This is a genomic window from Devosia litorisediminis, from assembly GCF_018334155.1.
GTDB classification, from domain to species: domain Bacteria; phylum Pseudomonadota; class Alphaproteobacteria; order Rhizobiales; family Devosiaceae; genus Devosia; species Devosia litorisediminis.
On record NZ_JAGXTP010000001.1, the window covers coordinates 899,938 to 924,258 of the forward strand.

A 24,321-nucleotide genomic window follows, 5' to 3' on the forward strand; every position below is an offset into this window, starting at 1 on the left:
CCAAGCATTAAGGGAGGCAGGCAGAACCGGGACTGAACCCTGAGTTCAGATTGGGTTCATTCTCATGGCGGCGGTTCGGCAGCGGGCAGTTCGATTTGGCGTTCGATTCTGATCGAATTGAGAAAATCGGTATCATGGCTGACCACCAGCAAGGCCCCGTCATAGCTGCGCAGGCCAGCCTCGAGCTCCTCAACGGCGCCGATATCGAGATGGTTGGTGGGTTCATCCAGGATAAGCAGTTGGGGCGGGTGATCGCCGCCAATGGTGCAGGCCAGGCCAGCGCGCAGCATTTCACCGCCACTGAGCGTGCCGGCCAGCTGCAGTGCGGCATCAGCGCGGAACATGAAGCGGGCGAGCGCGGCACGGCAGGTGCGCTCATCGCTGTCCGGGTTGAGGGCGCGAAAATTGTCGCGAATGGTCTGGGCCGGATCGAGCAGGCTGACGGTCTGATCGAGCATGGCGTAGGGCACATGAATATGCGCTGTGCCGTGTTGGGCCGGAAGATCGCCCGTCAACAAACGCAGCATGGTGGTCTTGCCTGAACCATTGGGGCCTGAGATGGCGACGCGCTGCGGCCCGGTGATGGAGAAGGACAAGTTGCTGATCAGCAGGGTGACGGTGTCAGGCCCTCCCGAGAGCGCAGTGGCCTGCAGCACGGTGCGGCCAGCGGGCAATCGGGTGGGCGCGAGCGAAACCGTCAGGGGAGTGAGTACTTCGACCCTGGCGCGGGCGGCGCTGGCCAGTTCGGCGGCCTCGCTGCGCTGGCGGCTGGCAATGCGGGCATTCTCGCCGCTGGAATTTTCGGCATTCTCCTTCATACCGCCGAGCAGGATTTTGGGCATGCCGCCCTTCGCCGCCTTGCGCTTGCCAGCGCCGTCCTTGCGGGCCTTCTTTTCGGCCACATTCTGGATCTTGCGGTCGATGTCGGCGACCTTGCGTTCGGCGGTTGATAGCTCGTGTTGAGCCGCATCGTGTTCGAGGGCCTTGCGCTCGGCATAGTGTTCCCAATTGCCGCCATAGCTGTGGACTCCCAGCGTGGTTAGCTCGACGATGGCGTCCATTTCCCGCAGCAGGGTGCGGTCATGGCTGACGACGATGGCGGCGCCGCGCCAGTGGCGCAGCAGGTTCGCGACCGCGTCACGACCTCCGGTGTCCAGGTTGTTGGTGGGCTCATCGAGCAGGATGATGTCGGGTTCAGCCAGGATCAGACGAGCTAGTGCCAGTCTGGTGCGCTGGCCGCCACTGAGCTTGCCCAGCGTCCGGTCGGTGGGGTAATCGGGCAGGCCCACATCGTCGAGCGCGCTGGAGATACGCGCAGGCAGGGTCCAGTCGGCGTTTTCGGCATCCTCAAGACTACCCTGACCCCGTTCAAGCCGGGCGAGGCGCTCAAGGGCAGTGGAAATACCGAGATGATCGGCAATGGTATCGGACGGCAAAACCTGCACGGACTGCTCCAGCATGGCGAGCGACCCGGCAATGGTAACCGATCCGGCAGCAGGGGGGATTAGTCCGGCAATGATGGCCAGCAGGGTGGATTTGCCCGTGCCATTGCGACCGATCAAGCCGGTTCGGTGGTTGCCGAATGCGAGGTCGAGACCGGTAAAGAGCGGCTGGTTATCGGGTGTGGCGTAGGTGAGCTGGTGCAGGGTGACGGAGGCGGGCATGGACGGATTCCAGATGAGCGATGCGGGTGAAGCAGTCGTTCAAAGTGAAATCCATGGGGTACCGTCCGGTCACTGCTGCGTGTGGGCGCAAGATAGGCGAGGGCGGGGAGATGTCAAGATTGGCGGCCGGTGGCCAGCCTGTCACCCCACCCTCGGTCCCTCCCCATCGAGGGGAGGGAGGCGCCAGCACAATGGCCCGTGTTCATTGTGGTCTTCCCTGCAAGGGAGAGTGCCGGCTGCGGGAGCTGCTATGCAAGATAGCGCTGCCTGAGGTGGGCCTTGAAGATGTCGGCGTTGAGCGGTTCACCGGTGGCGCGGGTGATCAGTTCGGGCGTGGACCAGCGCGAGCCCTGGCTCCAAATATTGTCGGCGCGCCATTGATTGACGCCGTTGAAGTCACCCGTGGCGATATCGCTGCGCAGGTTGGGCTGGGCCTTTTCGAGCGTGGCCCATTGCTGGGCGGCGATCATGGCGCCCAGTGTGTAGCTGGGGAAATAGCCAAAGGCGCCGCCGGGCCAATGCACGTCCTGCATCGGGCCGTCCTTGGGGTCGTTGATGGTGGAAATGCCGAGATATTCGGTCATCTTGGCGTCCCAGGCTTCGGGGATCTGGCTGGCGTCGAGCTTGCCGCTGACCAGATCCTGTTCCAGCTCATAGCGCAGGATGACGTGGAGCGGGTAGGTGACCTCATCGGCATCGACACGGATATAGCCGCGTTCGACGAAATTGACCTCGTTGAGGACGTCGGCGGTTTCCCAGCCGGGGATGGCGTCGGGGCCGAGATGCTGGTGCACCAGCGGCAGGGCGAAGTCCCAGAATTCGGGGCTGCGGGCCAGCTGCATTTCAACGAACAGGCTCTGGCTTTCGTGAATGCCCATGCCGCGCGCCTTGCCGAGTGGCCAGTGTGACCATTCCTTGGGCAGGCCCTGTTCGTATAGGGCGTGGCCGGTTTCGTGCAGCACGCCCATGAGCGAGGAGAGGAATTCGTCGGTGCGGTAGCGCGTGGTCATGCGCACGTCGGAGGGTACGCCGCCGCAGAAGGGGTGGTGCGACACGGCGAGCGAGCCGTGGGTGAAATCGAATCCCACGGCGCGCATGGCGGCCAGGCCAAGTTCGCGCTGTTTTTCAATGGGGTAGGGGGCGTTGAGGCTCTTGCGCGGGCGCTTGGCCAGGCGGGCTTCCTGAGCCGCCAGGGCCTCGGGCACGAAGCCCTTGAGGAAGCTCTTGAGATCGGCAAAGACCGGATCGAGATCGGCAGTGCGGTTGCCGGGATCGTATTGATCCATCAAGGCGTCGTACGGAGCTAGTCCTGTTGCGTTGGCGCGCAGTTGGGCCTCTTCGCGCACAAGAGCGATGACGCCTTCGAGGGCGGGCAGGAAGCTGTCCCAATCGCCCTTGGCCCGCAGGTCGCGCCAGAGCTGCTCGGAGCGCATGGTGGCGGCGGTGCGGCGCTCGACGAAATCGGTGGGCAGGCAGGTGGCGTTGATGTACTGGCGCTTGAACTCGGCCAGCGCCAGGGTCTGGTCCTCGGTCTCAGGCCTTGCGGCCTCGATCCAGTCGGCGATTTGCGGTGCGGTGGCCTGCGCGTGGTACATGCCAGCCAGATTGGCCATGGCCTCGGCGCGCTTTTCACCGCCACCGACGGCCATGTGCGTGGCCTCGTCAGCGCCCAGGATGGAGAGCGCGTGCTCCAGGGATTCAAGCTTGCGACCGAGATCATCGAGTTTTTGGAAAGACACTGGCAGACTCCGAGAATTGCTGCGCTGAGATGTTCCACAGGCTGAGGCATTGGGCAAGCATGGGTGAGCACTGCGCGGGGCACCGGTTTTTTTGCCCAGACCTTATGGCCAATTTCATCGCTCGCAGGCTGGCGGCCCAGTCCTAGACCCGTATGACTGGCAATGCCGCACGCCCGTGCTCTCCCGCTACTGTCGCCTACAGGCCGCCCGTGTGGGACATACGGGGTGAGTATGAAATGGGGTTTTGGGGGCGGGGATAAGGGGGGAGGTGTATGTCCATGGTGGCCATGTTCGACGGAGTTTCAGCCCCCTCCGGTTCCACCCGAGCGAACTGCATTTGACCTGCGTTGTGACAGTACAGAGCCGTCGGGGCATGCCCGAGCGTGGCGCGCGGTGGGTTGGTGGCGTGATGGATGGGAGCTGTGAGGGCGAAGGTCGTGGTCAATCGCCTGGGCAATTCGATGCCGGCGTGACCGGTTATTCAGTCTTGCCGGTGTCCGATTTGGAGGCGGCGGCCTTTCCGAAGGCCACAGCAAACACCATGCCCATCGCAACACCCAAGGCGATGTTGTTGGTGGCAAGGCCCATCGCCACGCCCAATGCGATGCCTGCGCCGACTGCCATACCCGTGCCGCGCTGCAATTTTTTCTGATTTTTCATAGTGGGATAATAGGCTCTGGGCCTGAAAAGGGGAAGAGGCGCAGCCGGGGGACTGCGCCTCTGGGGAGGGCCGGTTCTGTTCTGGAATTGGCCGGGCGGTGCCTTCTGCTCACCGCCGGGGAGACTGGTTGCACCATGGGGGATCGTGCAGCCAGGAAAGGGTGTGTCCTAGAAGGGCAGGATCGCGTCCATCACCTGCTGGCCATATCGCGGCTGCTGCACATCGGTGATCTGACCGCGGCCACCGTAGGCGATACGCGCTTCGGCAATCTTGGACGATGGAATGGTGTTGTTGGCCTGAATGTCGGAGGGGCGGACAATGCCAGCCACGACCAGGTCGCGGACCTCAAAGTTCACGCGAACTTCCTGATGGCCTTCAATGACCAGGTTCCCGTTGGGCAGGACCTGGGTGACCACGGCTGCGACCGAAGTCTGCAGGCTTTCGGAGCGGTTCACCGAGCCCTTGCCGGTATTGGCAATGCCGGAGTTGAAATCCACCGCGTCATTAGTGTCGATGGTGCCGCCCGAAGCGGTGTCGACCATGGAGCCCAGAATGCCGCCCATACCAGCCGAGTTGGTCGAGTTGCGGCTGGACTGGGTGTTGTTGGCGATCTTGGCGCTGTCGTTGACGGTCACGATGACGGTCAGGATATCGCCGATGCGGTGCGCGCGCTCATCCTTGAAGAAGCCCTTGGCTGAGGTGCGGTAGAGCGAATTTGCCTGATAAGTATCGGCGATGGCCTGGGGCATCGGCATGTTGACGGGCTGGTAGCCGGCGGTGGTGGTGGGGTCCACGATGGGGCTCAGGGCCGGTGCACGACCGACGTCTGCCAGGCGGTCCATGGAGTTGCAGCCAGCCAGTGTCAGGGTCAGCGTCAGGAGTGTTGCGAGTTTAAGGATGTTCATTTTGTGTTTTCCTGAAAGCGTTTAGAGGCCAGCCAGAGCGAGCGGTTCAGAGCTCACTTCGACGGCGCCGGCGGCAATGGCGGTGGCGCTGATGACGCGGCGAGACATCAGGTTGAGAACCTGGAGCGGGGCGCCGATGGTGGCACCGGTGACAGCCTGACCCTTGACGGTCAGGGTCATCGGTCCATGCCGGAAATAGATGGTGACGAGATCGTTCTTGGCGACGGTCATTGGCAGGCTGACATCAGCTGGCTTGACCATCATGCCTTCGCGGCTCTGACGGGTGAGGGCCTTGCCCACGATGTCCTGCAGCCGGGCGACGCCGGTGCTTTCGACGTAGCGCAGTGGGACCGGACGCATGACAATATCGCTGGCATCGAGAATGGTGCCGCCAGGGTAGTTGCTGGCCAGATGCGGCGCGTCGATCATCAGTTCGATCGAGCCGGACAGATCGAGCGGCTGGTCAATACCGGCGATTGCGAAGCGGGCCTGAAAGCCGCCATTGGCGGGCAGGTAGCGCAGGCTGGTGATGCTGGCCGGGGTGTCGACGGCCTCGGCATTGAGCATGGGCACCATGTCGGTGAAAATGGTGTTGGCGCTCATGCCCTCGGTGAGGATGCCACGGTTTTTCAGATCGTCTGCAATCAACCGGGTCAGGGCCGACTGGTCGATCACCGTTGCGGCGCGGCTGACGCGGATGCGGTCCAGACCGCGGGTTTCGAAGGTTTCGATACCGATGCGCGCGGCCGCGGCCTTGATGTCGAGCAGGTCGACTGTGCCGGTGGTGCCGGGTTTTGGCGCCCGGAACAGGGCATCTTCAGCGGCAAGACCTGCTTCGTCGAACATGTCGCCGACGGTGACAACAGCGGCGGTGACCGTGATGTCGCCTTTGAGAGCAGGAGCGGCAAGGGCACTGGCTGTGAGCAGCAGGGTAGTGATGGCGGCGATTGCGGTACGAGCGATCATCTGAAACGTCTCCCTTAACGCAGCTGCGTGGTGGACTGCATCATCTCGTCAGCGCCGGAGATGACACGGGCGTTCATCTCGTAGGCACGCTGGGCGGCGATGAGGTCGGCAATCTCGGTGACCGAGTTGACGTTGGACATTTCCAGATAACCCTGGAGCAGATTGCCCGTGCCTTCGGCATTGGGAACGCCAACCTGGGCGGGGCCACTGGCCGGGGTGTCGATGAACAAATTGTCGCCCAGCGATTCCAGACCCGATTTGTTGACGAAGCGAGCGAGCTGGAGCTGGCCGAGCTGGGTTGGGGTGGAGTCGGTGCCGACATATGCCGAAACCATGCCATCTTGTGAGATGGCAACCGAGGTAGCGTCGCCGGGAATGGTGATGCCGGGATCAATGGTGTAGCCATTGGAGGTCACCATTTCGCCGTCAGGCGAGCGCTCGAACGAGCCGTCGCGGGTGTAGGCGGTGCGGCCATCAGGCATTTGCACCATGAAGAAGCCATCGCCACGAATGGCCAGATCCAGTTCGCCTTCGGTCATGTTGACCGTACCCTGGCTCATAATACGCGGGGTGGAGACGGTGCGGACACCCGAACCGATCTCAAGCCCGGCTGGCACGACACTGCCCTGAGCCGAGCTTTGCGAGCCAGCGCGTGTCACCTGCTGATAGAGCAGATCTTCGAACTCGGCGCGGGCCCGCTTGTAGCCGGTGGTGCGCATGTTGGCGATGTTGTTGGAGATGACTTCGACATTGCGTTCCTGGGCGCTCATGCCGGTCGATGCGATATAGAGAGCTTTCATGGCCGGTCCTCAGGGTTAAGCGTTTGCATCGCCGAGACGCTGGATCGCCGAACGACGCAAGTCGTCCTGACGCTGGGCCAGCGAGGTGGCGGATTCGTAAGCGCGTTGCACGCGGATCATTTCGGCCATTTCTGTGACGCCCGAGACATTGGATTTTTCGATGAAGCCCTGCATGACCCCGGTGTTGGTCGCAGCAATCGGGGTGCCACCGGCAAACAGGTTGTTTCCCTCGCGGGTCAGAGACTGTGGATCGGCAAATTCGACCAAGCGGAGGCTGCCCTTGGCGCCAGCGCTTGAACTGATCGAGCCGTCCTTGCCAATCATGATGCCGGTTTCTTCGGGGCCGAACTTGATGGGTCCGCCCTGACCGAGAACCGGGTTGCCGTTGAGGTCAACCAGGGTGCCGCCTGCATCGAGCTGGAAGGCGCCCGATTTGCTCCAGCGTTCGCCCGCTGCAGTCTGAATGGCAAAGAAGCCGTCACCGTTGAGTGCAACGTCAAACTGATTGCCGGTCTGTACCATGGGGCCGCCGGACAGATCATGAATGGTGGCCCAATCCTGCACATAGGCGAGGGGCTGGTCGCTGGTCTTGAAATCCTTGTCGCGGGCGACAGGCATTTCGTATTCTTCGAACAGCAGGTTTTCGGCCTTGAAGCCGGTGGTGTTGATGTTGGCCATGTTGTTGGCGACAACATCCATCTGACGCTGCAGCGCGATTTGCCGGCTCAGGCCTATCAGTTGCGCATTCTCGATCATTGCTGATCCCCGGTGTTAACTTCCCCGAGACCGCCTGCTTCCCCAAGCCGACGGTCTCGCCGTTTACACTGCAGAAACCATGCCAAGCCGGAAATTTTAATAAAATCAGACAGATAGCTGTATCGATGGATAGGCGTTGTCAGCGCATGCTTGCCGAGAGCGGCAAAACTTACCCGGCAATATCTGCCGCTTTGGGTGTTTTTGTAACCTTTCGTTAACCATCGGGCGCTTAGCTGGTGAATAACCGGAATCGCCCGGGAAACCTTGAGTTTGGCAGGTGCGCAATGGCCGCTGAAGCGGAAATCGAAGACGGCGCGGCCCCCAAGAAGGGGATCCCGAAGCTCTTTATCATCATAGGTGCTGCTGCCATCGTCGTCCTGTTGGGCGGCACCGGGGCATTCTTCTTCCTGTCCCAGGGGACAGCGGAGGCCGAGCATGCCGGTGAGGCCGACGACGGTCATGGCGGCACGATCGAAGCCGCCCATACCTTTATCTTCAACCTGCCGCCCATGATCATCAACCTCAACAATGAGGCTGATGGCGAAGCATTTATGAAGCTGACCGTGGCGCTCGAAGTGGCCAATGAAGAGATGATGCTGGAAATCCAGCCGCGCATGGCCAAGGTGGTCGATGCGTTTCAGGTTTACCTGCGCGAGCTGCGCAAGTCCGATCTGGAGGGATCTGCCGGTGTGTATCGCCTCAAGGAAGAGCTCTTGCGTCGCGTGAACGTGGCAATCTACCCATCTCGGGTGGAGTCGGTGCTGTTCAAGGAAATCCTGGTACAGTAATGGCAGAGCCCAGCGATCAGGACAAACTCAGCGACGACTGGAACGTGGACGATACCATTGTCCCGGTGGATGGCGCTGAGCAGACCGAAGAAGAGAAGGCCGCCGAGGCCGCTGCTGAATGGGCGGCAATGCTCGAAGGCGATACCGGCGACGGGGAGGGTGGTCCTGACCGCGTCCTCAATCAGGATGAAATTGACAGTCTGCTGGGCTTTGACGCCAGCGTGGGCAGTAATGTTGAGCTGACGGGCGTTCAGGCGCTGATCAACTCGGCGCTGGTCAGCTATGAACGCCTGCCCATGCTCGAAATCGTCTTTGACCGCCTTGTGCGGTTGACGACGACAAGCCTGCGCAATTTCACTTCCGACAATGTGGAAGTGACGCTGGATTCCATTTCTTCGGTTCGCTTCGGCGATTATCTGAACTCCATTCCGCTGCCCGCCATCCTCTCGGTGATCAAGGCAGAGGAATGGGAGAATTACGGGCTGCTGACCGTCGATTCCAGTCTGATCTATTCGATGATCGACGTGCTGCTGGGCGGCCGCCGTATTGGCGGCAATATCCGGGTTGAGGGTCGTCCTTATACGACAATCGAGCTGGCGCTGGCGCGGCGGATGATCGAAGTGATCCTGGACGACACCCATCGGGCGTTCGAGCCCGTGACCAATGTGAATTTCAAGCTTGAACGCATGGAAACCAATCCGCGGTTTGCAGCGATTTCGCGCCCGGGCAATGCCGCGATACTGATCGAGCTGCGCATCGAAATGGACGATCGCGGCGGCAAGATTGAAATCCTGCTGCCCTACGCCACCATCGAGCCGATCCGTGAACAGCTGTTGCAGATGTTCATGGGTGAAAAATTTGGCCGTGACCCGATCTGGGAAGGCCATCTGGCAACTGAAATCTATTCCGCGGAAGTCGACGTCGAGGCCGTACTGCACGAGCAGAATGTGCCCCTTTCCAAGATGATGACTATGCAGCCGGGTGACACGCTGATGTTCGAGCGCTCGCCCAGCGATCCGGTTCGGCTGCGCTGCGGCGACGTCGAGCTGACTGAAGCCATCATGGGCCATATCGGCAACCACGTATCGGTGCGGGTTACGCGCCCCTTGAATCCGCCAAAGGTGACTATGGAAGCCTTTGAGGCGATTGATGAAAAACTGGAAGGACGATGATGTTCGGCTTGCCCCTAGGACTGTTCGTGGAAAGTGCAGTCGCCGTTTTGCTGGCACTGACAATCGGATATTGCGTCGTTCTCAACCAGCGGCTGAAGCGGCTTCACGCCGATAAGGACGAGATGCGCCAGATGGTGGCGGACCTTGTCGGGGCCACCAACCTGGCCAATCAGGCTATCAAGGAACTCAAACAGACCGCGGTGGAAGCGGATCTGTCGCTGAACTCACGACTGGAAGAAGCCGAGCGCTTTGGTGTCGAGCTGGCCAATCACGTCAATGCCGGTACGGTATTGATGGAGCGGATCGTCAAGATCACCAGCGTGGCGCGGCACAGCCAGACCATCGAGCCTGTCGAGCAGCCCAACAAGGTGCAGTCGGCGCTTGAGCAGTTGCAATCTCGCGTCCGCACCCGAGGAGCCGCTGCGTGACAAATATCCGCCTGTTACCCGTTGTCGTCTTCGCCATTGCGGCGCTTCTGGTGCTCAAGACCGTCGGTCTTGTCACCAATGGCGGCTACGTGCTGACAGGTGTGCGCACGGTACAGGCTGCGGGCGGCGGCGGCGGTGGCGGCGGGGAAGGGGGCAATGTTACCGAATCCGACGCCACTCTGACACTGCCGCAGGAGCCCACACTGCAAGATACCAGCCCGACAATGGCGGATCCTTCGCCGACCATGGGTCAGCAGAGCGAAGCGGGCGGTCACGGTGCGGCAGCTGCTCCAGCGGGCGGCCATGGTGAAGAGCCAGCCGCCGAAGGCGATCACGGCGACGCGGCTGCTGACGATCACGAAGCAACCAGCGAGACACTGGCTGCCGATCACGATCTGAGCAATGACGCGAGCCATGGTGTCGACGGCAGCAAAGATACGTATTGCGTGGATTCCGATGCTGCCATCGATGCTGAAGGCAATGTGATCATCAACCCAGCTTCGGACGCTGCGGCGGCTGCGGGCGATGGGCATGGCGGAAGCGCAGAACCTGAAATAGCCCCGCGCAGTGGCGATCCAATGCCGGTGTTTGCTGAATCCATGGCTGACTGCCTGCCATCAGGTGATGCAGTGCCGCTGCTGATTGACGGCAAGGGTGGCGTGGTGCCGCTGATGTCGACTGATGCGGCATCCGAAACCGAGCAATTGCTGCTGCAGCGGCTGGCTGCGCGGCGCGATGAGCTGCAGAAATACGAAGACGATCTTTCCCTGCGCTCCTCAATCGTCGACGCCGCTGAAAAACGCATCGAAGAGCGTGCGGCCACGCTGTCTGCACTTGAAGCGCAAATCTCTAGCCTGGTCGATCAGCGCGAAGAGATGGAGGCTGGGCAGTTTGCCGGCATCGTGGCCATGTATGAAACGATGAAGCCCAAGGACGCGGCCAACATCTTCAACAATCTGGACATGAACGTGCTGCTGCGGGTCGCCAAGACCATGAGCCCGCGCAAGATGGCACCCATTCTGGCTGTGATGGATACGGCCCGGGCGCAGGAACTGACGGTGGAGATGGCGGCGCTTGCGGACCGGCCTGCGTCGGAGATGACACCGGATGCTTTGGCCGCCCTGCCGCAGATTGTCGGTCAATAAGGCTTTGCCTGACAGAGTAAGGGGCCGTTAAGCCCATCCCGCTAGGGTGTACGATACGAGTATTGTGTAACCCGCGCGTATTGCCGGCCTAGAAATTGGCCTTTGAGTACGCGCTTTGCGTCGGGCGGGCAGAAGCCGGTGAAGACCGCTATCCAAGCAGGCTTGCTCAAGGTCAAAAAGACCTTGGCACTTTTGGCTGCGCTGTCAGTGCTGGGCCTTGTTGCGCCTGTATTCGCTGTCGAGCAGGGCCAGTTGCTGGGTACGCAGGAAGACGGCTATGGCCGCATTATCCTGAGCTTTCCGAGCCGCAATACACTGCCTGACTATTCCATGCGCATCGAAAACGGCGTGCTCTCGCTTGAGTTCGTCGAGCCTATTTCCGTCATTCTGCCCGATGTCAGCACCACCATGCCTGACTATCTGTCGGTGGCGCGCGTAGACCCGGACGGGCGTGGCCTGCGCATGGGGCTGCGGTCCGGCTTCAGTTTCAATCGTATTGAAGCGGGCGAGAAGCTCTATATCGATCTGCTGCCACCCAACTGGCAGGGGCAACCGCCCGCCTTGCCGCAAAACGTTATTGATGAGCTGGCCGAGCGGGCGCGTCTGGCCGCCATTCGTGCAGAGCAGGACCGCAAGGCCGCCGGTGTGGTTGAATTCAATCCACAGGCCAGTGTGCGCATTGGGCGTAATCCGACATTCCTGCGGGTGCAGTTCGACTGGTCGGTTCCCACGACGGGTGCCTATGTCCAGGAAGGGGATATGGGGATGATCGGCTTCGAATGGCCGGTCGGGATCGATCTGCGCGATTTGGCCATCGACTTACCGCCTGAACTGCTTGCCGTCGAAAGTGCCGTTAACCCCGATGGCTCGACGGTCACGCTGCAGTTGGCAGAAGGCATCAAGCCGCGCTTTTATGAGAACTCGCCGCGACAATACATTCTGGACATCGATATTGCCGGGGTTGGTCTGCCCAGCTTTGACGCGGCCACACTGGCGGACGGCATTGCAAAGCAGGATCATGGCGCTGAGCACGGCGATTCCAGCGACCCTCTGGTTGGCATGTTGTACCCGCAATCGGCTGCCAAAACGGTAACGCCCTTCGTCAATGTGCTGGGCTCGACTGTGCGGGTTGTTTTTCCGTTCGAGCAGGACACGCCGGCTGCCGTGTTCCGGCGGGGTGATACGGTCTGGATGATGTTCGACACCGTCTCGGGCATTGCCCCACCGGCGCAGTCGGATGAGCTCGATACGCTGGCCCGTGAATTTGCTGTTGTCGCTTCCGGCGATACGCAGGTGGTGCGAGTGGAATTGTCGGATGACCGTCTGGCAACGTTGGGCTCGGAAGGCATGGCCTGGGTGCTGTCTTTGGGCGATATCATGCTGACGCCGACCGAGCCGATCGAGTTGAACCGTCGCCGCGATGTCGAGGGCGATTTCGAGATGGTCGCCAATGTGGCCCGGCCTGCTCGCGTGCACGACTTCCGTGACCCCAATGTCGGCGATGTGCTCAAGGTCGTGACAGCGTTCCCGCCCGCGCGGGGACTGACACGCACGCTGGACTATGTTGAATTTTCTGCCTTGCGCAGTGTGCACGGCCTGGTGGTCAGGCCAGAGATCGACGATCTGAACGTCACGATCGAGAATGATCTTGCGGTCCTTGCCGTTCAGGGTGGATTGACGGTCTCGGCGATTGATGGTCCGCGTTCGATCGGCAATGGCATTACCGAAGCGATGCGCAGCGGTTTTGTTGATCTCGAGCGCATGGAACAGCCCGATTTCGGTCTGTTCGCCGAGGAGCGGCAGAACCTGCTGTCTGCGGCCGCCAATGCCGAAGGCCCCGAACGCGATCAGGCCCGTCTTGATCTGGCGCAGTACTTCATCGCCAACCGCTTTGCGCTGGAGGCGGTCGGTGTGCTTGAGGTTCTCGAAAAGGATCTCAAATCAACCGATCTGACGCGCAAGGTGCGCCTCTCACTGGCGATTGCAGACACGATTGCAAACCGTCCACGCGATGCCTTGCGGATATTGAACACGCCCACAATGGGGCAGGAGGTCGACGCACTGGTGTGGCGCACCATTGCGCGGGCCGAGAATTATGACTTCAAGGGTGCCAAGAGCGATGCGCTGGAAGCGCAGTCTGTGGTCGACGGCTACCCGACCTGGGTGCGCAACCGCTTCTATTTCTCCGCCATTCGCTCGGCCATCGAAGTCGGCGACGCCAACATGGCCGAACGCCTGATGGCCAAGATTGATTTCTCGGGGCTGGATTCCGAGGATAGCAGCCTGTTTCACCTGCTGTCGGGTCGCATTGACGAGGCCGAAGGCCGTATCAATGAGGCGATCGATACCTACGGTCAGGTGATTGCTGCCGACATTCGGCCGACACGCGCAGAAGCCATCTACCGTACGCTGCGCCTGCTCGATGATGCGGGCAAGCTGAACCTGGCCAAGGCCACCGAGACTCTGTCAGCTGAATCGCTGCTGTGGCGCGGTAATCCGCTCGAAGCGGACATGCAAAAGCTGCTGGCAGAGCTGTATTTCCGCAATGGCGACTATCGCCTGGGTTTTGAAACGGTCAAACAGGCCGTGGCGAACTATCCGGAAAGCCCGCCGATCAACGGCCTGCGCGATGAAGCCCAGAGCATGTTCAGCGAGCTGTTCCTCAATGGCGTCGCAGATTCGCTAGGCCCCGTGGATGCGCTGGGGCTCTATTACGACTTCCGCCAGTTGACCCCGCCGGGCGCGCGCGGTGATGAGATGATCCGCAATCTGGCGCGTCGCCTGGTGCGTGTTGATCTGCTGTCTCAGGCCGCTGAGCTGCTCGAATATCAGCTGGACAATCGTCTGCGTGGCATCGCCAAGACGCAGATTGCTGCAGATCTCGCCGTTATCTATCTGGCTGATCGCAAGCCACAGGATGCCCTGCGCGTGCTTAACGCCACTCGGGTGCCCAATATTCCCGATTCTCTGGCGCGTCAGCGTCGGATACTGGAAGCGCGGGCGATGATTGATGGCGGCCGTGACCAGCTTGGCCTGGATCTGGTGCGCGATCTGGATGGCCGCGATGTGACATTGCTGCGCATTGATGCGCACTGGAAGGCACGCCGCTATACCGAAGCCAGCGAAATGATCGAGGCGCTATATTCTGACCCAGAAACCAAGGCGGCCCTAAGCCAGCCGGCCCGGATGGGCGTGATCCGCGCGGCGGTTGGTTTCGTGCTCGCCAATGACAGGCTGGGGCTATCGCGTCTGCGGTCCAAATTCGGTGACGCCATGGTGACGTCGCCAGAATGGCCGATGTTTGATCTGGTGACCGGCAATATCGAGGTCACGAGCCTGGAGTTCAAAACCGTGGCCAATCAGGTATCGGGCGTGGACGGCATAAACTCATTCCTGGCGTCCTATCGCGACACCTATGGCGCGGATGGCGCATTGGCGCCCATGGTGGCGTCGGAAACCAGTACTGGCCTGGGCAGCGCCGGCTAGCCGCTGGAAAAGCTGCGCACCAGCGAGCCAGCGACCAGATACCAGCCATCGACCAGCACGAAAAAGATCAGCTTGAAGGGCAGTGAGATCACCACTGGCGGCAGCATCATCATGCCCATGCTCATCAGCACAGAGGCAACGACCATATCGATCACGACAAAGGGCAGGAACAGCAGAAAGCCGATCTCGAATGCTCGTCGCAGTTCTGAGATCATAAAGGCCGGGATCAATAATTGCAGAGGAATGGCTTCGGGCTCGGGCGGGATTTCGGCTTCAGTGAGGTCAAAGAACAGGGTCAGATCCTGCTCGCGAACATTGGCCCGCATAAAGGCATGCAAAGGCTCGCTGCCCTGTTCGAAGGCCTGGGCGATTTCAATGTCGCCCGACAATAAGGGGGCGATGCCTTGATCATAGGTAGCCTGCAGAGTGGGCTGCATGACGAACAAGGTGAGGAACAAGGCCAGCGAGACCATCACTGAGTTGGGCGGGGCGGTCTGCAAGCCGATGGCGGTGCGCAAAAGGGAGAGCACCACCACGATGCGGGTGAAGCTGGTCACCATCACCAGGATGGATGGTGCCAGAGAAAGCAGGGTGATCAGCCCGATGATCTGGACGGCGCGTTCGGTGATGGTGGTTTGATCACCGAAATCGATCGAAATGTCCTGACCAAACGCCAAGGATGGCGTCAGGGACAGTGCGACCAGTGTGGCCCATCCGACATAGCGCAGCAAAGGTCGGCGACGGATGGTCGCGCGATCAGTTCCGGTCGTTATGTCGGGTGCCGTCGTCAAGGTCAGTGCCTTCGATCTCTGCTTGTGCGCTGTCCTGTGTAGCTGAGTCGAGGGCTGGCTCAGCGGGCCCGTTGGAGTTTTCGGGGGAAACCGGCAATTCCATGTCGCTAACGGGGCGCAGCAGGCCGGTATGGCGCAGCGAAAGGTGCGCCTTCTTGTTGGTGGCGCGACCCTGTTTCTGCAGTTCGGCCAGTACAGTTCCGGGGGCGCCGGAGGGCTCGGTGGCTACCGGCGTTGGGGCGGTGGTCACTGCGGCGGTGGTTGCTGAGGCCGCTGCTGCCGGGACGGCGTTAGGCGCGGGCTTGCGTGCGGCGACCATGGGGATGGGACGGCGGCTGGTTTGGCTCGCGGCCTGTTCATCGACAGGGATGCCGGTTTCGACCACCACGTCCTGAGGTCCGCCCGTCAGGATCAGGTGCTCGACATTGTCGCGCCGGATGATCAGCAACTGACGTTTCTGATCAAGAGCAAGCGTGTCGATGATGGCCAGACGGCGGTTTCGGCCGCGACCAGCAGTGCTGGTGGCATTGAACAGCAATTTAAGCAGCCACACACCTAGCACGATCAGGATGATGACGATGCCAAGGGCGAACAGGCCGGTCAGCAAGTAATTACCTGAACCGCCAAACAGGCTGGTGATGAACTGCATATCTGCTCCAAAGTCTATTCTGATCCGAATCCGGACGGCATATCTTGCCTAGTAAGCCGCGTAAATGTGCAGATTGCGAGACCTGCTCCCGGCAAAACCTGCGCTGGTTAACACTTGATTAACTATAACCCGGCAAGAATTGCCCATCGCAGGATTGGACTCGCGGGGACACGGCCAATGGGCCTTATGAACATGCCGGTGTTTACGGCACTTGCTGACAAGATGCGCTGGCACCAGACCCGTCAAGGTTTACTGGCAGAAAACGTCGCAAATGCGGAGACGCCCGGATATCGCGGTCGCGATCTCAAACAGTTCAATTATGCCGAGATCAATGGCGCCTTTTCGTCTGCGTCAGTGACCACTTCCGCCACGCAGCCAATGCACTTTTCAGTGGGTGGGCAGGGCGACAGCGCGTTTGGCGCCCAGCAGATGGCCAATTTTGAAATTACGCCGGAAGGCAATGGTGTCTCACTCGAAGACGAGATGATGAAGGTGACCACCAATATGATGGATTATCAGGCCGCTACCGGGCTGTACCAGAAGTCGATCAAGGTGCTGCGCACCGCTCTCGGCCGTTCCTAGGAAAGTAAGCGAATATGGATTTCAATTCTTCGCTTCGCATCGCGGCCACCGGGCTGCACGCCCAGACGGCTCGTATGCGTATCATCGCGGAAAACCTGGCCAATGCCGACTCGGCTGGCAAAGCGCCGGGCAATGAACCCTATCGCCGGCGGATTCCAACCTTCGAAACGAGCTTTGATCCCGACGTCGGTGGCAAAATCGTGGAAGTGGGCAAGATGGCCTACGACATGAGTGATTTCACCAGCCGCTACGAGCCGGGCCACCCGGCAGCCGATGCGACGGGCTATGTGCAGTATCCCAACGTCAATACGTTGATCGAGACCATGGATATGCGCGAGGCCCAGCGCACGTATGAGGCCAACCTCAATGTTGTCACTGTCACGCGACAGATGCTCGGGCGTACGCTCGACATCCTGCGCGGTTGATCGGGTAGGAATTCGTCATGGCTATCAATACCCCTTTCAACGCTGCCGCGGCCGCCTATGGCAATGCCAGCAAGCTGATCAACCAGTCGGCCAAGCCGGCTACCGACCTTACAGCGTTGGCGCCAAGCAATGGCGGTCAGAACTTTGCCGACATGCTCGCCAGCCAGGTGCAGGGCGTGGTCGATAGCGGCAAGACCAGCGACAAGATGGCCATGGATATGGTCAACGGAAAAGCCAATGTGGTCGATATGGTCACAGCGCTCAGCGAGACCGAAATTGCCATTGAAAGCATGGTCACCGTCAGAGACCGGGTGATATCTGCCTATGAAGAGATCATGCGGATGCCGATCTAGGCGTAGACTGGGCGCAGGGCGACGATTCGGTCGTCCAGCACAGGAACCAACATGACCGGCGCCGAAGTCCTCGACATTTCAAGCGATGGTATCTGGGTTTTGCTGATGGTGGCATCACCCATGATGGTCGTGGGGCTGGTGGTCGGCGTGATCATCGCGCTGTTCCAGGCGCTGACGCAAATCCAGGAACAGACCCTGGTTTTCGTGCCCAAGATCATCGCGATCTTTCTGACGATGCTGCTGACGCTGCCGTTTTTGGGCGCCACCATGGGCGGCTACATGAACCGTGTCGTCGACATGATCATTGTAGGTGGCTGAGGGTGACGATCGGCCTCGACTGGCTGCCCAATACGGCCTTTGTCTATATTCTGCTGTTTACGCGGATTGGCGCTATCCTGATGCTGATGCCGGCATTGGGTGAAGACATGATCCCAATGCGCATGCGGCTGAGCTTCGCGCTGGCCTTTACGCTGGTGGTCTATCCGCTGCTGGCACCGAACCTGCCGGCCATGCCGGACGATGTGATGAACATTATCGGGCTGATCTTTCACGAACTGGCGATCGGCATCATGCTGGGGGCCATTGCGCGGATCACCGTGATGGCTACACAGGTTGCCGGGGCGATCATCGCTTTTCAGGCAGGGCTTTCAAGCGCCATGGCGGCCGACCCGACGCAAACAGGTGTGCAAGGGGCGGTCTTTGGCAGTTTTTTGAGTTTCCTGGGGATGGTGCTGATCTTCGCTACCGATCTGCACCACATGGCGCTCGCGGCGACGTTTGACAGCTATATGGTGTTTCCGCTCGATACGCCGCTGATGTTTGATGATGCTGCGCAATTGGCGCTGAGAACCGTTGGCAGTGCGTTTACGATCGGCATCCAGATGTCGGCGCCGTTCATCGTGTTTGGTCTGGTGTTCAACCTGGGTGCCGGCATTTTGGCGCGCCTGATGCCGGCCATGCAGGTCTTCTTCGTGCTGATGCCTGCCAATATCTTCATGGGCATCTTTCTGTTCGGATTGCTCCTGACAATGATGATGGGCTGGTATCTGGCAGGGTTCGAGCGCCATCTGGCAATGTGGAGGGGCTAAGCAGTGTCAGACGAAGCCCCCGAACAATCCTCCAAAACAGAAGACCCCTCCCAGAAAAAGCTCGAGGACGCCCACAAGAAGGGCGATGTTGCCAAGAGCCAGGAGGTCGTCACCTGGTTCATGCTGGCCGGATCGGCTGCGATCTTTGCCACCATGGCACCGGGTGCGGCGACCGGGTTGATGGGGTCGCTCGAGCTAATCATGATGAATGCCGACCGGATCTCGCTGGATGGCGATGGTCTGGGCGGCTTCTTCAACAATCTGGCGATGGCCCTGCTGGGCACCGTCCTTATCCCGCTGGTGGTGCTGTCGTTTTCTGCGATCATCGCCAATCTCATCCAGCACCGGCCGCTGATGTCGGCAGAGTCGCTCAAGCCCAAGCTTTCCAAAATTTCGCCGCTGGCGGGGGCCAAGCGACTGTTCTCCAGCGAGTCGATCGTCAACTTCCTCAAGGGGCTGTTCAAGATCGGCATTGTCGGTGCTGTGGTGATTGCCGCCGTCTGGCCTGAGCGCGACCGGCTCGACACCATGATGACCGCGGACCCGCTAATCATTCTGTCGGACTTCTGGGAGCTCGGGATCAAGATCTTCCTGGCCACGCTGGCTGTGGTGACGCTGATCGCCTTCGCTGACTATCTCTATGTCCGCCAGAAATGGTGGAAGAAGCAGATGATGACGATGCAGGAGACCAAGGACGAGTACAAACAGATGGAAGGCGATCCCCATGTGAAGGGTCGGCTGCGTCAGTTGCGTCACGAAAAGTCGCGTCAGCGCATGATGGCCTCGGTCCCTGACGCCACCGTGGTGATCACCAACCCAACCCACTTTGCCGTGGCGTTGAAGTACGACAAGGCGATGGGCGCGCCGCAATGCGTTGCCAAAGGTGCCGATGCGGTGGCGTTCCGCATCCGCGAGTTGGCCAAGAAGAGCGATGTCCCAATCGTGGAAAACCCACCATTGGCGCGCGCCCTGTTTGCCAGTGTCGAAATCGGCGAGAGCATTCCCAACGAACATTTCAAGGCTGTCGCCGAGGTAATCGGCTTCGTGATGCGGCTCAAGCAGGGTGCCGGCTGGAAGTCACGCTAATGCGCCGGTGCGGCTGAGGCTGAGGCTGCGCTAACTCGCTGTTTTGGATTGCAGCGGAAAGACGCGGTCATAGGCAAGATTGAAGGCGAAGGCGTAGCCCATGTAGAACAGGGCGAACGACACATCCATCACCAGCGCCTGCCAGAGGCTGACGTCCAGATACCAGGCGATCAGCGGCATCAGGGCGATCAGCAGCCCCAGCTCGAACAGCACGGCATGCAGAACACGCATCGGCATCGATTTTTGCGTGTCACCGCGCAGGCGCAGCAGCAGGCGATCAAAGCCATAATTATAGATGTAGTTCCAGACCATGGCGAGCGTGGCGCTGCCCACACCGATGACCCCTATGTCGTGCATGGGCATGGCGAAGGCGAAAGCCCCCAGCGGGGTTATCAGGGCAAGCCCGATAATTTCAAAACTGATGGCATGACGGATACGATCGCGTGGTGTGCGCATGGGAGACCTCAATGCAAATCGGGTCGTCCCGCAATCTAGGTGCCCGGATAGGGGGAGGTCGTCCTCACTTGCCGCAGGCATATCGTGGCGAATGACCAAAAATCAAGTCGCGTCGTCCATCAGCCATCGTGGCCATGCAGGCGCAATGGTGCGTTGAAGTGCTGCCATAGCGCTGGTGCGGGTGCTGTTTGGACCGTAATGTCGGTTTGCTCGCCTGCACGGTGTTGAAAACGCCGTTCAGTCTCCCGAAGCAGGGGGGCATTTGCTAGACGTTAATACAGCGCCTGATTCGGCTCGACTCACTGGCTACGGAGCAGATTGACCCATGGCATCGACGCCGCTTGGCGAAGACACGTATCCCGACCCGCTGATTGCCAATGGGCGCAGCGGTGCAGGCCTGTGGCGGGTTTTGCTGCTGGGCATGTTCCTGGTGGGGATTGCGGTTGGTTTTGCACTGTTCAGCGAGCAGATTTCCCCCGACCTGATCATGACCTTTGTCGGCGTGCTGGCGGTGGTTGGGGTGTTCTGCCTGTTCGGTCTGGCGGCCGGGCTGTTCCGTTTCGCCAATGGCGAAGAGCGCCGGACAATCTCCAATGCCGTAGTCGACAGCCTCCCTTTTGGCGCGGTGGTGGCCGATCGCGACGGCAAGATTTCCTATGTGAACGCGCACTATGGCAGCTTCAGCGGGGCGCTGACCAATGGTCTACCCGTGGGCGTGCCGCGGCTGTTTGCCGGCCAGTCTGACGCGAGTGAGGCTATCTACCGGCTGTCGCGCGCTGCCAAGGATGGGCGTGCCGCAGTGGAGGATATCCGCATTGTTGGTGGCCTGGGCGGTTCGCAAGCCGACAGCAGCAAGGCGTTCTGGTATCGCGTGGGCGTTCGTCCGCTGCCCGAGTCTGACGAGGCCAAGAAGCCATTGGTGATCTGGTCAGTTGAAGACATTACCCGGGATCGCGACAGCAATGAGAGCGCGTTCCGTGATCTGCAGCGGGCCATCGACTATCTCGATCATTCACCAGCAGGCTTCTTCTCCGCGGATGCGCATGGCCGCATTCAGTATCTGAACTCCACGCTGACCGACTGGCTTGGCTATGATCTTGCCGAGTTCAATTCTGGACAGCTGGGCATGTCCGATATCGTGCGCGGCGATGGTGCTACCCTGCTGATGCGCGGGCGCGGTGACGGCGAGATCCGCACCGAAATCATCGACATCGATCTCGTCCGCCGCAACGGCACCAGCCTGCCGGTACGCCTGTTGCATCGCGCTGCGCGCCTAGCGGATGGCGAACTGGGCGAGACGCGCACGCTGGTTCTGGACAAGTCCAACGCACCTGAGAACGAAGAAGAATTGCGCGCCGCTGAAGTGCGGTTCTCGCGCTTCTTCAACGACACGCCATTCGCCATTGCGACGCTGGACGCAGACGGGCGGATTATTCGCACCAATGCGCCATTCGGGCGAATTTTCCATTGGGCGGGCGAAGAAAAAAGCATCGAAATGGAGCCTTTGAGCGGGCTGATCGGCGAAGCCAGCCGGGAGCGTTTCGGCAAGGCTGTGGGCGAAGCGCTGGCGCATCGTTCCGAGATCGAGCCAGTGGATGCGCTGCTGAGCATTGAGGGCGATCACGCAGTGCGGCTGTACCTTTCAGCATCGGAGATGAGCGCGGGTTCGCCTGAGCAGATCAATGTCTATGCGCTGGACATGACCGACCAGCGCAAGCTGGAAGCGCAGTTTGCCCAGAGCCAAAAGATGCAGGCCGTGGGCCAGCTGGCGGGTGGTGTGGCGCACGATTTCAACAATCTGCTGACCGCCATTATCGGCTTTTCCGATTTGCTGCTGCTCAAGCACAAGCCAGGCGATCCGTCGTTCAGCGAGCTGATGCAGATCAAGCAGAACGCCAATCGTGCCGCGGGCCTGACTCGCCAGTTGCTGGCCTTCTCGCGCCGCCAGACCTTGCGCCCTCAGGTGCTTGAACTGCCGCTGATCGTTGACGATCTGACGGTGCTGCTCAAGCGCATGATCGGCGAGAAAAACACACTGACTGTCGAGCATGGCCGCAACATTTGGCCGGTGCGCGCCGATGTTGTGCAGCTTGAGCAGGTGATCATCAATCTGGTGGTCAATGCGCGTGATGCCATGCCCAAGGGGGGCGCGATTACGCTGCGGACCTCCAATGTTGATCGCGGCGAAGCCGAGAAGTTTACTTTTGAAGGCATGGTGCCGGCGGACTATGTGCTGATTGACGTGCAGGATACCGGCACCGGCATGAGCGCCGAAGTGATCGAAAAAATCTTCGAGCCCTTCTTTACCACCAAGGAATTGGGCAAGGGCACTGGTCTGGGTCTGTCGACAGTCTATGGGATCGTCAAGCAGACCGAGGGCTATATCTATCCCGTGTCGACCGTGGGCGTTGGCACCACATTCAAGATCTTCCTACCGCGCCATGTGGCCAGCGAAAGCGAAGTGGCGGCCAAGGTTGCAGCAGCGGCAGCGCCAGTGCGCGACCTGACGGGACACGAACGCATTTTGTTGGTTGAAGACGAGGAGAGCGTGCGCGCCTTTTCGGCCCAGGCATTGCGTGCGACGGGCTATGAAGTGTTCGAGGCTGATGGCGGCGAAGAGGCCATGGAAGTGCTCGAGGATATCGACTTCAAGATCGATCTGATGATCTCGGACGTGGTTATGCCTGAAATGGACGGCCCCAGCCTGCTCAAGGAAGTGCGCAAGTCCATGCCGAACCTGAAGGTGATCTTTGTGTCCGGCTATGCTGAGGAAAGCGTGCGCCGCGACATCGAAGATGATCAGAGCGTGGAGTTCCTGCCCAAGCCCTATTCGCTCGACCAGATCAACTCCAAGGTCAAGGAAGTGCTGCAGAAGCTGGGCAAGGATGAGGTGCATTGAACGAGCAGGGGCGGTTTCCTGGTCCCAGTGAACTCAATGTTCTCGGCGAGGCATTGCAGCCCTGTTCACACGATCCACTAACTGGCTTCTTCCGCACGGGATTTTGTGCTGCTGGACCTGATCATGCCGCCGTGCATCTGGTGTGCATCGCCGTCAGCGACGTGTTTCTGGCTTATTCGAGATCGGTCGGCAACGATCTGACGACACCCATGCCGCAATTCGCCTTTCCCGGACTGGTGGAGGGCAATCGCTGGTGCCTGGTGGCAGGGCGATGGATGCAGGCACATGTCGCCGGTATGGCACCGCGTGTCTATTTGCGCGCTACAAATCAGGCCGTGCTGGGGCTGGTACCCCTCAACCTGCTCAAGAGTTACGCGCTGGACCTGAATTGAAAACGGGCGCCTTGGCGCCCGTATCGTCGCGGCCCTAGGCGGTGCCACCGGGAGTGGGTGTTCCGGATGCCAGCAGACCTTTTTCTGCCAGCGTGGTCCACAGTTCAGCGGGTATGGCGACATCCCACCAATCGAGGATGCCGTCGAGTTCCGCCGGCGAACGCGGGCCGGGCAAGACGTTGCACACCACGGGATGGGTCAGGGGAAATTGCAGCGCAGCTGCGGGCAGGGGCACATTGAACTGGGTGCACACCGTCTCGATGGCCTTGACGCGGGCGACGATGGCTTCAGGGGCCTTGGCGTAGTTGAACGTCGTGCCGCCTACCAGAATGCCGGAATTGAATGGGCCGCCGACCACGACAGATGAGCCGCGTTGGGCGGCCGTAGTCATGAAGGGGGCCAGCGCGGTCTGTTCGAGCAGGGTGTAGCGGCCTGCCAACAGGAACACATCCCAATCGCCTAGCGTCATGGCATCCATGAGCACTTCCCACTCGTTGACGCCCAGGCCGATGGCACTGACCACGCCAGTGTCTCGCAGCTCGCGCAGAGCGCGATAGCCGCCGCTGGCCAGTTGCTGCCAGAGCGGTTTGTTGGCTTCCACGCCGTGGGTTGCGACCCCGATGTCGTGGACATAGAGAATGTCGACATTATTGACGCCCAGCCGCTGCAGGCTGTCCTCAAACGAGCGCATGATGCCGTCGTAGGAGTAATCGTAGACCTGATCGAAGGGCAGGGGATCGACCCAGGCGCCCTTGTCCTGAACGTCGGGGCTCACCGGCTTGAGCAGACGGCCCACTTTGGTGGACAGTATTGTCTCTGCACGGCGGGTGCGCACGACATCGCCGACCAGATGTTCGGAGCGGCCCAGACCATATTGCGGCGCAGTATCGACGTGGTTCAATCCGGCATCGAGCGCATGATGAATAGTGGCGCGAGCCTGATCTGCGGGGACAGCCGAGAAGATACCAGCCAAGCTGGCGCAGCCCAGCCCCAGCGTGGTGATCTCGAGACTGGACTGGCCAATGCGGCGTTTTTCAAGTGTGCGAGCCATGCTGTTTCCCCGGCAATTCAAAACGCGGGGAAACTGACA

Annotated in this window: 24 protein-coding genes; 13 read left to right on the top strand and 11 right to left on the bottom strand. The window is 60.4% G+C overall.

All coding sequences use genetic code 11. The features are described 5' to 3' along the window. Positions 1-62 precede the first annotated feature (62 nt). The 7 genes from KD146_RS04255 to flgF form a co-directional block, all read right to left on the bottom strand. Positions 63-1,664 carry an ABC-F family ATP-binding cassette domain-containing protein gene (locus KD146_RS04255; protein WP_212657494.1) on the bottom strand — a complete coding sequence of 534 codons (1,602 nt, stop codon included), beginning with the start codon at positions 1,662-1,664 and terminating at the stop codon, positions 63-65. Positions 1,665-1,912: 248 nt separating this feature from the next. After that, positions 1,913-3,403, bottom strand: a complete 1,491-nt coding sequence (locus KD146_RS04260) for a carboxypeptidase M32 (RefSeq protein WP_212657495.1) — start codon at positions 3,401-3,403, stop codon at positions 1,913-1,915. A gap of 477 nt (positions 3,404-3,880) precedes the next feature. Next, a complete protein-coding gene (locus tag KD146_RS04265) occupies positions 3,881-4,063 on the bottom strand; it encodes a glycine zipper domain-containing protein (protein ID WP_212657496.1) in 183 nt (60 codons plus the stop codon). Positions 4,064-4,231: 168 nt separating this feature from the next. Next, complete coding sequence (flgH, locus tag KD146_RS04270; protein ID WP_212657497.1) at positions 4,232-4,969, bottom strand: flagellar basal body L-ring protein FlgH; 738 nt, start codon at positions 4,967-4,969, stop codon at positions 4,232-4,234. 21 nt (positions 4,970-4,990) lie between these two features. Next, on the bottom strand, positions 4,991-5,935 hold the full coding sequence (flgA, locus tag KD146_RS04275) for a flagellar basal body P-ring formation chaperone FlgA (RefSeq protein WP_212657498.1): 945 nt from the start codon (positions 5,933-5,935) through the stop codon (positions 4,991-4,993). A 14-nt stretch (positions 5,936-5,949) separates the two neighbouring features. Continuing rightward, positions 5,950-6,735 carry a flagellar basal-body rod protein FlgG gene (gene flgG / locus KD146_RS04280; RefSeq protein WP_212657499.1) on the bottom strand — a complete coding sequence of 262 codons (786 nt, stop codon included), beginning with the start codon at positions 6,733-6,735 and terminating at the stop codon, positions 5,950-5,952. Positions 6,736-6,750: 15 nt separating this feature from the next. Further along, positions 6,751-7,491, bottom strand: a complete 741-nt coding sequence (gene flgF, locus KD146_RS04285; RefSeq protein ID WP_249327575.1) for a flagellar basal-body rod protein FlgF — start codon at positions 7,489-7,491, stop codon at positions 6,751-6,753. A gap of 284 nt (positions 7,492-7,775) precedes the next feature. Between flgF and KD146_RS04290 the strand changes: the two genes are divergently transcribed. The 5 genes from KD146_RS04290 to KD146_RS04310 all read left to right on the top strand — a co-directional run bounded on the left by KD146_RS04290 (position 7,776) and on the right by KD146_RS04310 (position 14,510). Then, positions 7,776-8,279, top strand: coding sequence for a flagellar basal body-associated FliL family protein (locus tag KD146_RS04290; protein WP_212657500.1), 504 nt, complete (start codon positions 7,776-7,778; stop codon positions 8,277-8,279). Beyond that, the gene (gene fliM / locus KD146_RS04295; protein WP_212657501.1) at positions 8,279-9,451 is read left to right on the top strand and encodes a flagellar motor switch protein FliM; all 1,173 of its coding nucleotides are present in this window, start codon (positions 8,279-8,281) and stop codon (positions 9,449-9,451) included. The genes KD146_RS04290 and fliM overlap by 1 nt, the downstream gene beginning before the upstream one ends. After that, positions 9,451-9,879, top strand: coding sequence for a DUF6468 domain-containing protein (locus KD146_RS04300; RefSeq protein WP_212657502.1), 429 nt, complete (start codon positions 9,451-9,453; stop codon positions 9,877-9,879). The genes fliM and KD146_RS04300 overlap by 1 nt, the downstream gene beginning before the upstream one ends. Next, the gene (locus tag KD146_RS04305; protein ID WP_212657503.1) at positions 9,876-11,024 is read left to right on the top strand and encodes a MotE family protein; all 1,149 of its coding nucleotides are present in this window, start codon (positions 9,876-9,878) and stop codon (positions 11,022-11,024) included. The genes KD146_RS04300 and KD146_RS04305 overlap by 4 nt, the downstream gene beginning before the upstream one ends. Positions 11,025-11,162: 138 nt before the next feature. Beyond that, on the top strand, positions 11,163-14,510 hold the full coding sequence (locus KD146_RS04310; protein WP_212657504.1) for a tetratricopeptide repeat protein: 3,348 nt from the start codon (positions 11,163-11,165) through the stop codon (positions 14,508-14,510). On the opposite strand, the gene fliP is transcribed toward KD146_RS04310, so the two are convergent. Both fliP and KD146_RS04320 read right to left on the bottom strand, forming a co-directional pair. Continuing rightward, entirely contained in the window at positions 14,507-15,241 is a 735-nt protein-coding gene (gene fliP, locus KD146_RS04315; protein WP_427857079.1) for a flagellar type III secretion system pore protein FliP, read from the bottom strand. The two genes, KD146_RS04310 and fliP, sit on opposite strands and share 4 nt — an antisense overlap. Before the next feature lie 25 nt (positions 15,242-15,266). Further along, the gene (locus tag KD146_RS04320) at positions 15,267-15,950 is read right to left on the bottom strand and encodes a flagellar biosynthetic protein FliO (protein WP_212657505.1); all 684 of its coding nucleotides are present in this window, start codon (positions 15,948-15,950) and stop codon (positions 15,267-15,269) included. Between the two features lie 177 nt (positions 15,951-16,127). Here KD146_RS04320 and flgB point away from each other — a divergent pair, with 177 nt between their 5' ends. From flgB to flhB, 6 genes are read left to right on the top strand one after another with little or no spacing between them, the layout of a single operon-like run. Further along, positions 16,128-16,532 carry a flagellar basal body rod protein FlgB gene (gene flgB / locus KD146_RS04325; RefSeq protein ID WP_212657506.1) on the top strand — a complete coding sequence of 135 codons (405 nt, stop codon included), beginning with the start codon at positions 16,128-16,130 and terminating at the stop codon, positions 16,530-16,532. 14 nt (positions 16,533-16,546) lie between these two features. Continuing rightward, positions 16,547-16,957, top strand: coding sequence for a flagellar basal body rod protein FlgC (gene flgC / locus KD146_RS04330; protein WP_212657507.1), 411 nt, complete (start codon positions 16,547-16,549; stop codon positions 16,955-16,957). A 17-nt stretch (positions 16,958-16,974) separates the two neighbouring features. Then, complete coding sequence (gene fliE / locus KD146_RS04335; RefSeq protein ID WP_212657508.1) at positions 16,975-17,310, top strand: flagellar hook-basal body complex protein FliE; 336 nt, start codon at positions 16,975-16,977, stop codon at positions 17,308-17,310. Between the two features lie 51 nt (positions 17,311-17,361). After that, positions 17,362-17,628: a flagellar biosynthesis protein FliQ gene (gene fliQ, locus KD146_RS04340; RefSeq protein ID WP_212657509.1), complete on the top strand. Its 267-nt coding sequence runs from the start codon at positions 17,362-17,364 to the stop codon at positions 17,626-17,628. Positions 17,629-17,630: 2 nt separating this feature from the next. Further along, complete coding sequence (gene fliR, locus KD146_RS04345) at positions 17,631-18,398, top strand: flagellar biosynthetic protein FliR (RefSeq protein ID WP_269369313.1); 768 nt, start codon at positions 17,631-17,633, stop codon at positions 18,396-18,398. 3 nt (positions 18,399-18,401) lie between these two features. Then, positions 18,402-19,484, top strand: coding sequence for a flagellar biosynthesis protein FlhB (gene flhB, locus KD146_RS04350; RefSeq protein ID WP_212657510.1), 1,083 nt, complete (start codon positions 18,402-18,404; stop codon positions 19,482-19,484). A 30-nt stretch (positions 19,485-19,514) separates the two neighbouring features. Here the strand turns inward: flhB and KD146_RS04355 are convergent, their stop codons facing one another. Continuing rightward, the gene (locus KD146_RS04355; protein WP_212657511.1) at positions 19,515-19,940 is read right to left on the bottom strand and encodes a PACE efflux transporter; all 426 of its coding nucleotides are present in this window, start codon (positions 19,938-19,940) and stop codon (positions 19,515-19,517) included. 325 nt (positions 19,941-20,265) lie between these two features. On the opposite strand from KD146_RS04355, the gene cckA reads away from it, so the two are divergent. Together cckA and KD146_RS04365 are read left to right on the top strand one after the other, a co-directional pair. Beyond that, positions 20,266-22,839, top strand: a complete 2,574-nt coding sequence (cckA, locus tag KD146_RS04360; RefSeq protein ID WP_212657512.1) for a cell cycle histidine kinase CckA — start codon at positions 20,266-20,268, stop codon at positions 22,837-22,839. Next, entirely contained in the window at positions 22,836-23,231 is a 396-nt protein-coding gene (locus tag KD146_RS04365; RefSeq protein ID WP_212657513.1) for a DUF2237 family protein, read from the top strand. The genes cckA and KD146_RS04365 overlap by 4 nt, the downstream gene beginning before the upstream one ends. 34 nt (positions 23,232-23,265) lie before the next feature. Here the strand turns inward: KD146_RS04365 and KD146_RS04370 are convergent, their stop codons facing one another. Further along, positions 23,266-24,282 carry an aldo/keto reductase gene (locus tag KD146_RS04370; RefSeq protein WP_212657514.1) on the bottom strand — a complete coding sequence of 339 codons (1,017 nt, stop codon included), beginning with the start codon at positions 24,280-24,282 and terminating at the stop codon, positions 23,266-23,268. Positions 24,283-24,321 lie beyond the last annotated feature (39 nt).

Coding starts and splice junctions, on each gene's coding strand:
- KD146_RS04255 (WP_212657494.1), bottom strand. CDS start 1,664: ATGCCCGCCTCCGTCACCCTGCACCAGCTCACCTACGCCACACCCGAT.
- KD146_RS04265 (WP_212657496.1), bottom strand. CDS start 4,063: ATGAAAAATCAGAAAAAATTGCAGCGCGGCACGGGTATGGCAGTCGGC.
- flgH (WP_212657497.1), bottom strand. CDS start 4,969: ATGAACATCCTTAAACTCGCAACACTCCTGACGCTGACCCTGACACTG.
- flgA (WP_212657498.1), bottom strand. CDS start 5,935: ATGATCGCTCGTACCGCAATCGCCGCCATCACTACCCTGCTGCTCACA.
- flgG (WP_212657499.1), bottom strand. CDS start 6,735: ATGAAAGCTCTCTATATCGCATCGACCGGCATGAGCGCCCAGGAACGC.
- flgF (WP_249327575.1), bottom strand. CDS start 7,491: ATGATCGAGAATGCGCAACTGATAGGCCTGAGCCGGCAAATCGCGCTG.
- KD146_RS04290 (WP_212657500.1), top strand. CDS start 7,776: ATGGCCGCTGAAGCGGAAATCGAAGACGGCGCGGCCCCCAAGAAGGGG.
- fliM (WP_212657501.1), top strand. CDS start 8,279: ATGGCAGAGCCCAGCGATCAGGACAAACTCAGCGACGACTGGAACGTG.
- KD146_RS04300 (WP_212657502.1), top strand. CDS start 9,451: ATGTTCGGCTTGCCCCTAGGACTGTTCGTGGAAAGTGCAGTCGCCGTT.
- KD146_RS04320 (WP_212657505.1), bottom strand. CDS start 15,950: ATGCAGTTCATCACCAGCCTGTTTGGCGGTTCAGGTAATTACTTGCTG.
- flgB (WP_212657506.1), top strand. CDS start 16,128: ATGGGCCTTATGAACATGCCGGTGTTTACGGCACTTGCTGACAAGATG.
- flgC (WP_212657507.1), top strand. CDS start 16,547: ATGGATTTCAATTCTTCGCTTCGCATCGCGGCCACCGGGCTGCACGCC.
- fliE (WP_212657508.1), top strand. CDS start 16,975: ATGGCTATCAATACCCCTTTCAACGCTGCCGCGGCCGCCTATGGCAAT.
- fliQ (WP_212657509.1), top strand. CDS start 17,362: ATGACCGGCGCCGAAGTCCTCGACATTTCAAGCGATGGTATCTGGGTT.
- KD146_RS04355 (WP_212657511.1), bottom strand. CDS start 19,940: ATGCGCACACCACGCGATCGTATCCGTCATGCCATCAGTTTTGAAATT.
- cckA (WP_212657512.1), top strand. CDS start 20,266: ATGGCATCGACGCCGCTTGGCGAAGACACGTATCCCGACCCGCTGATT.
- KD146_RS04370 (WP_212657514.1), bottom strand. CDS start 24,282: ATGGCTCGCACACTTGAAAAACGCCGCATTGGCCAGTCCAGTCTCGAG.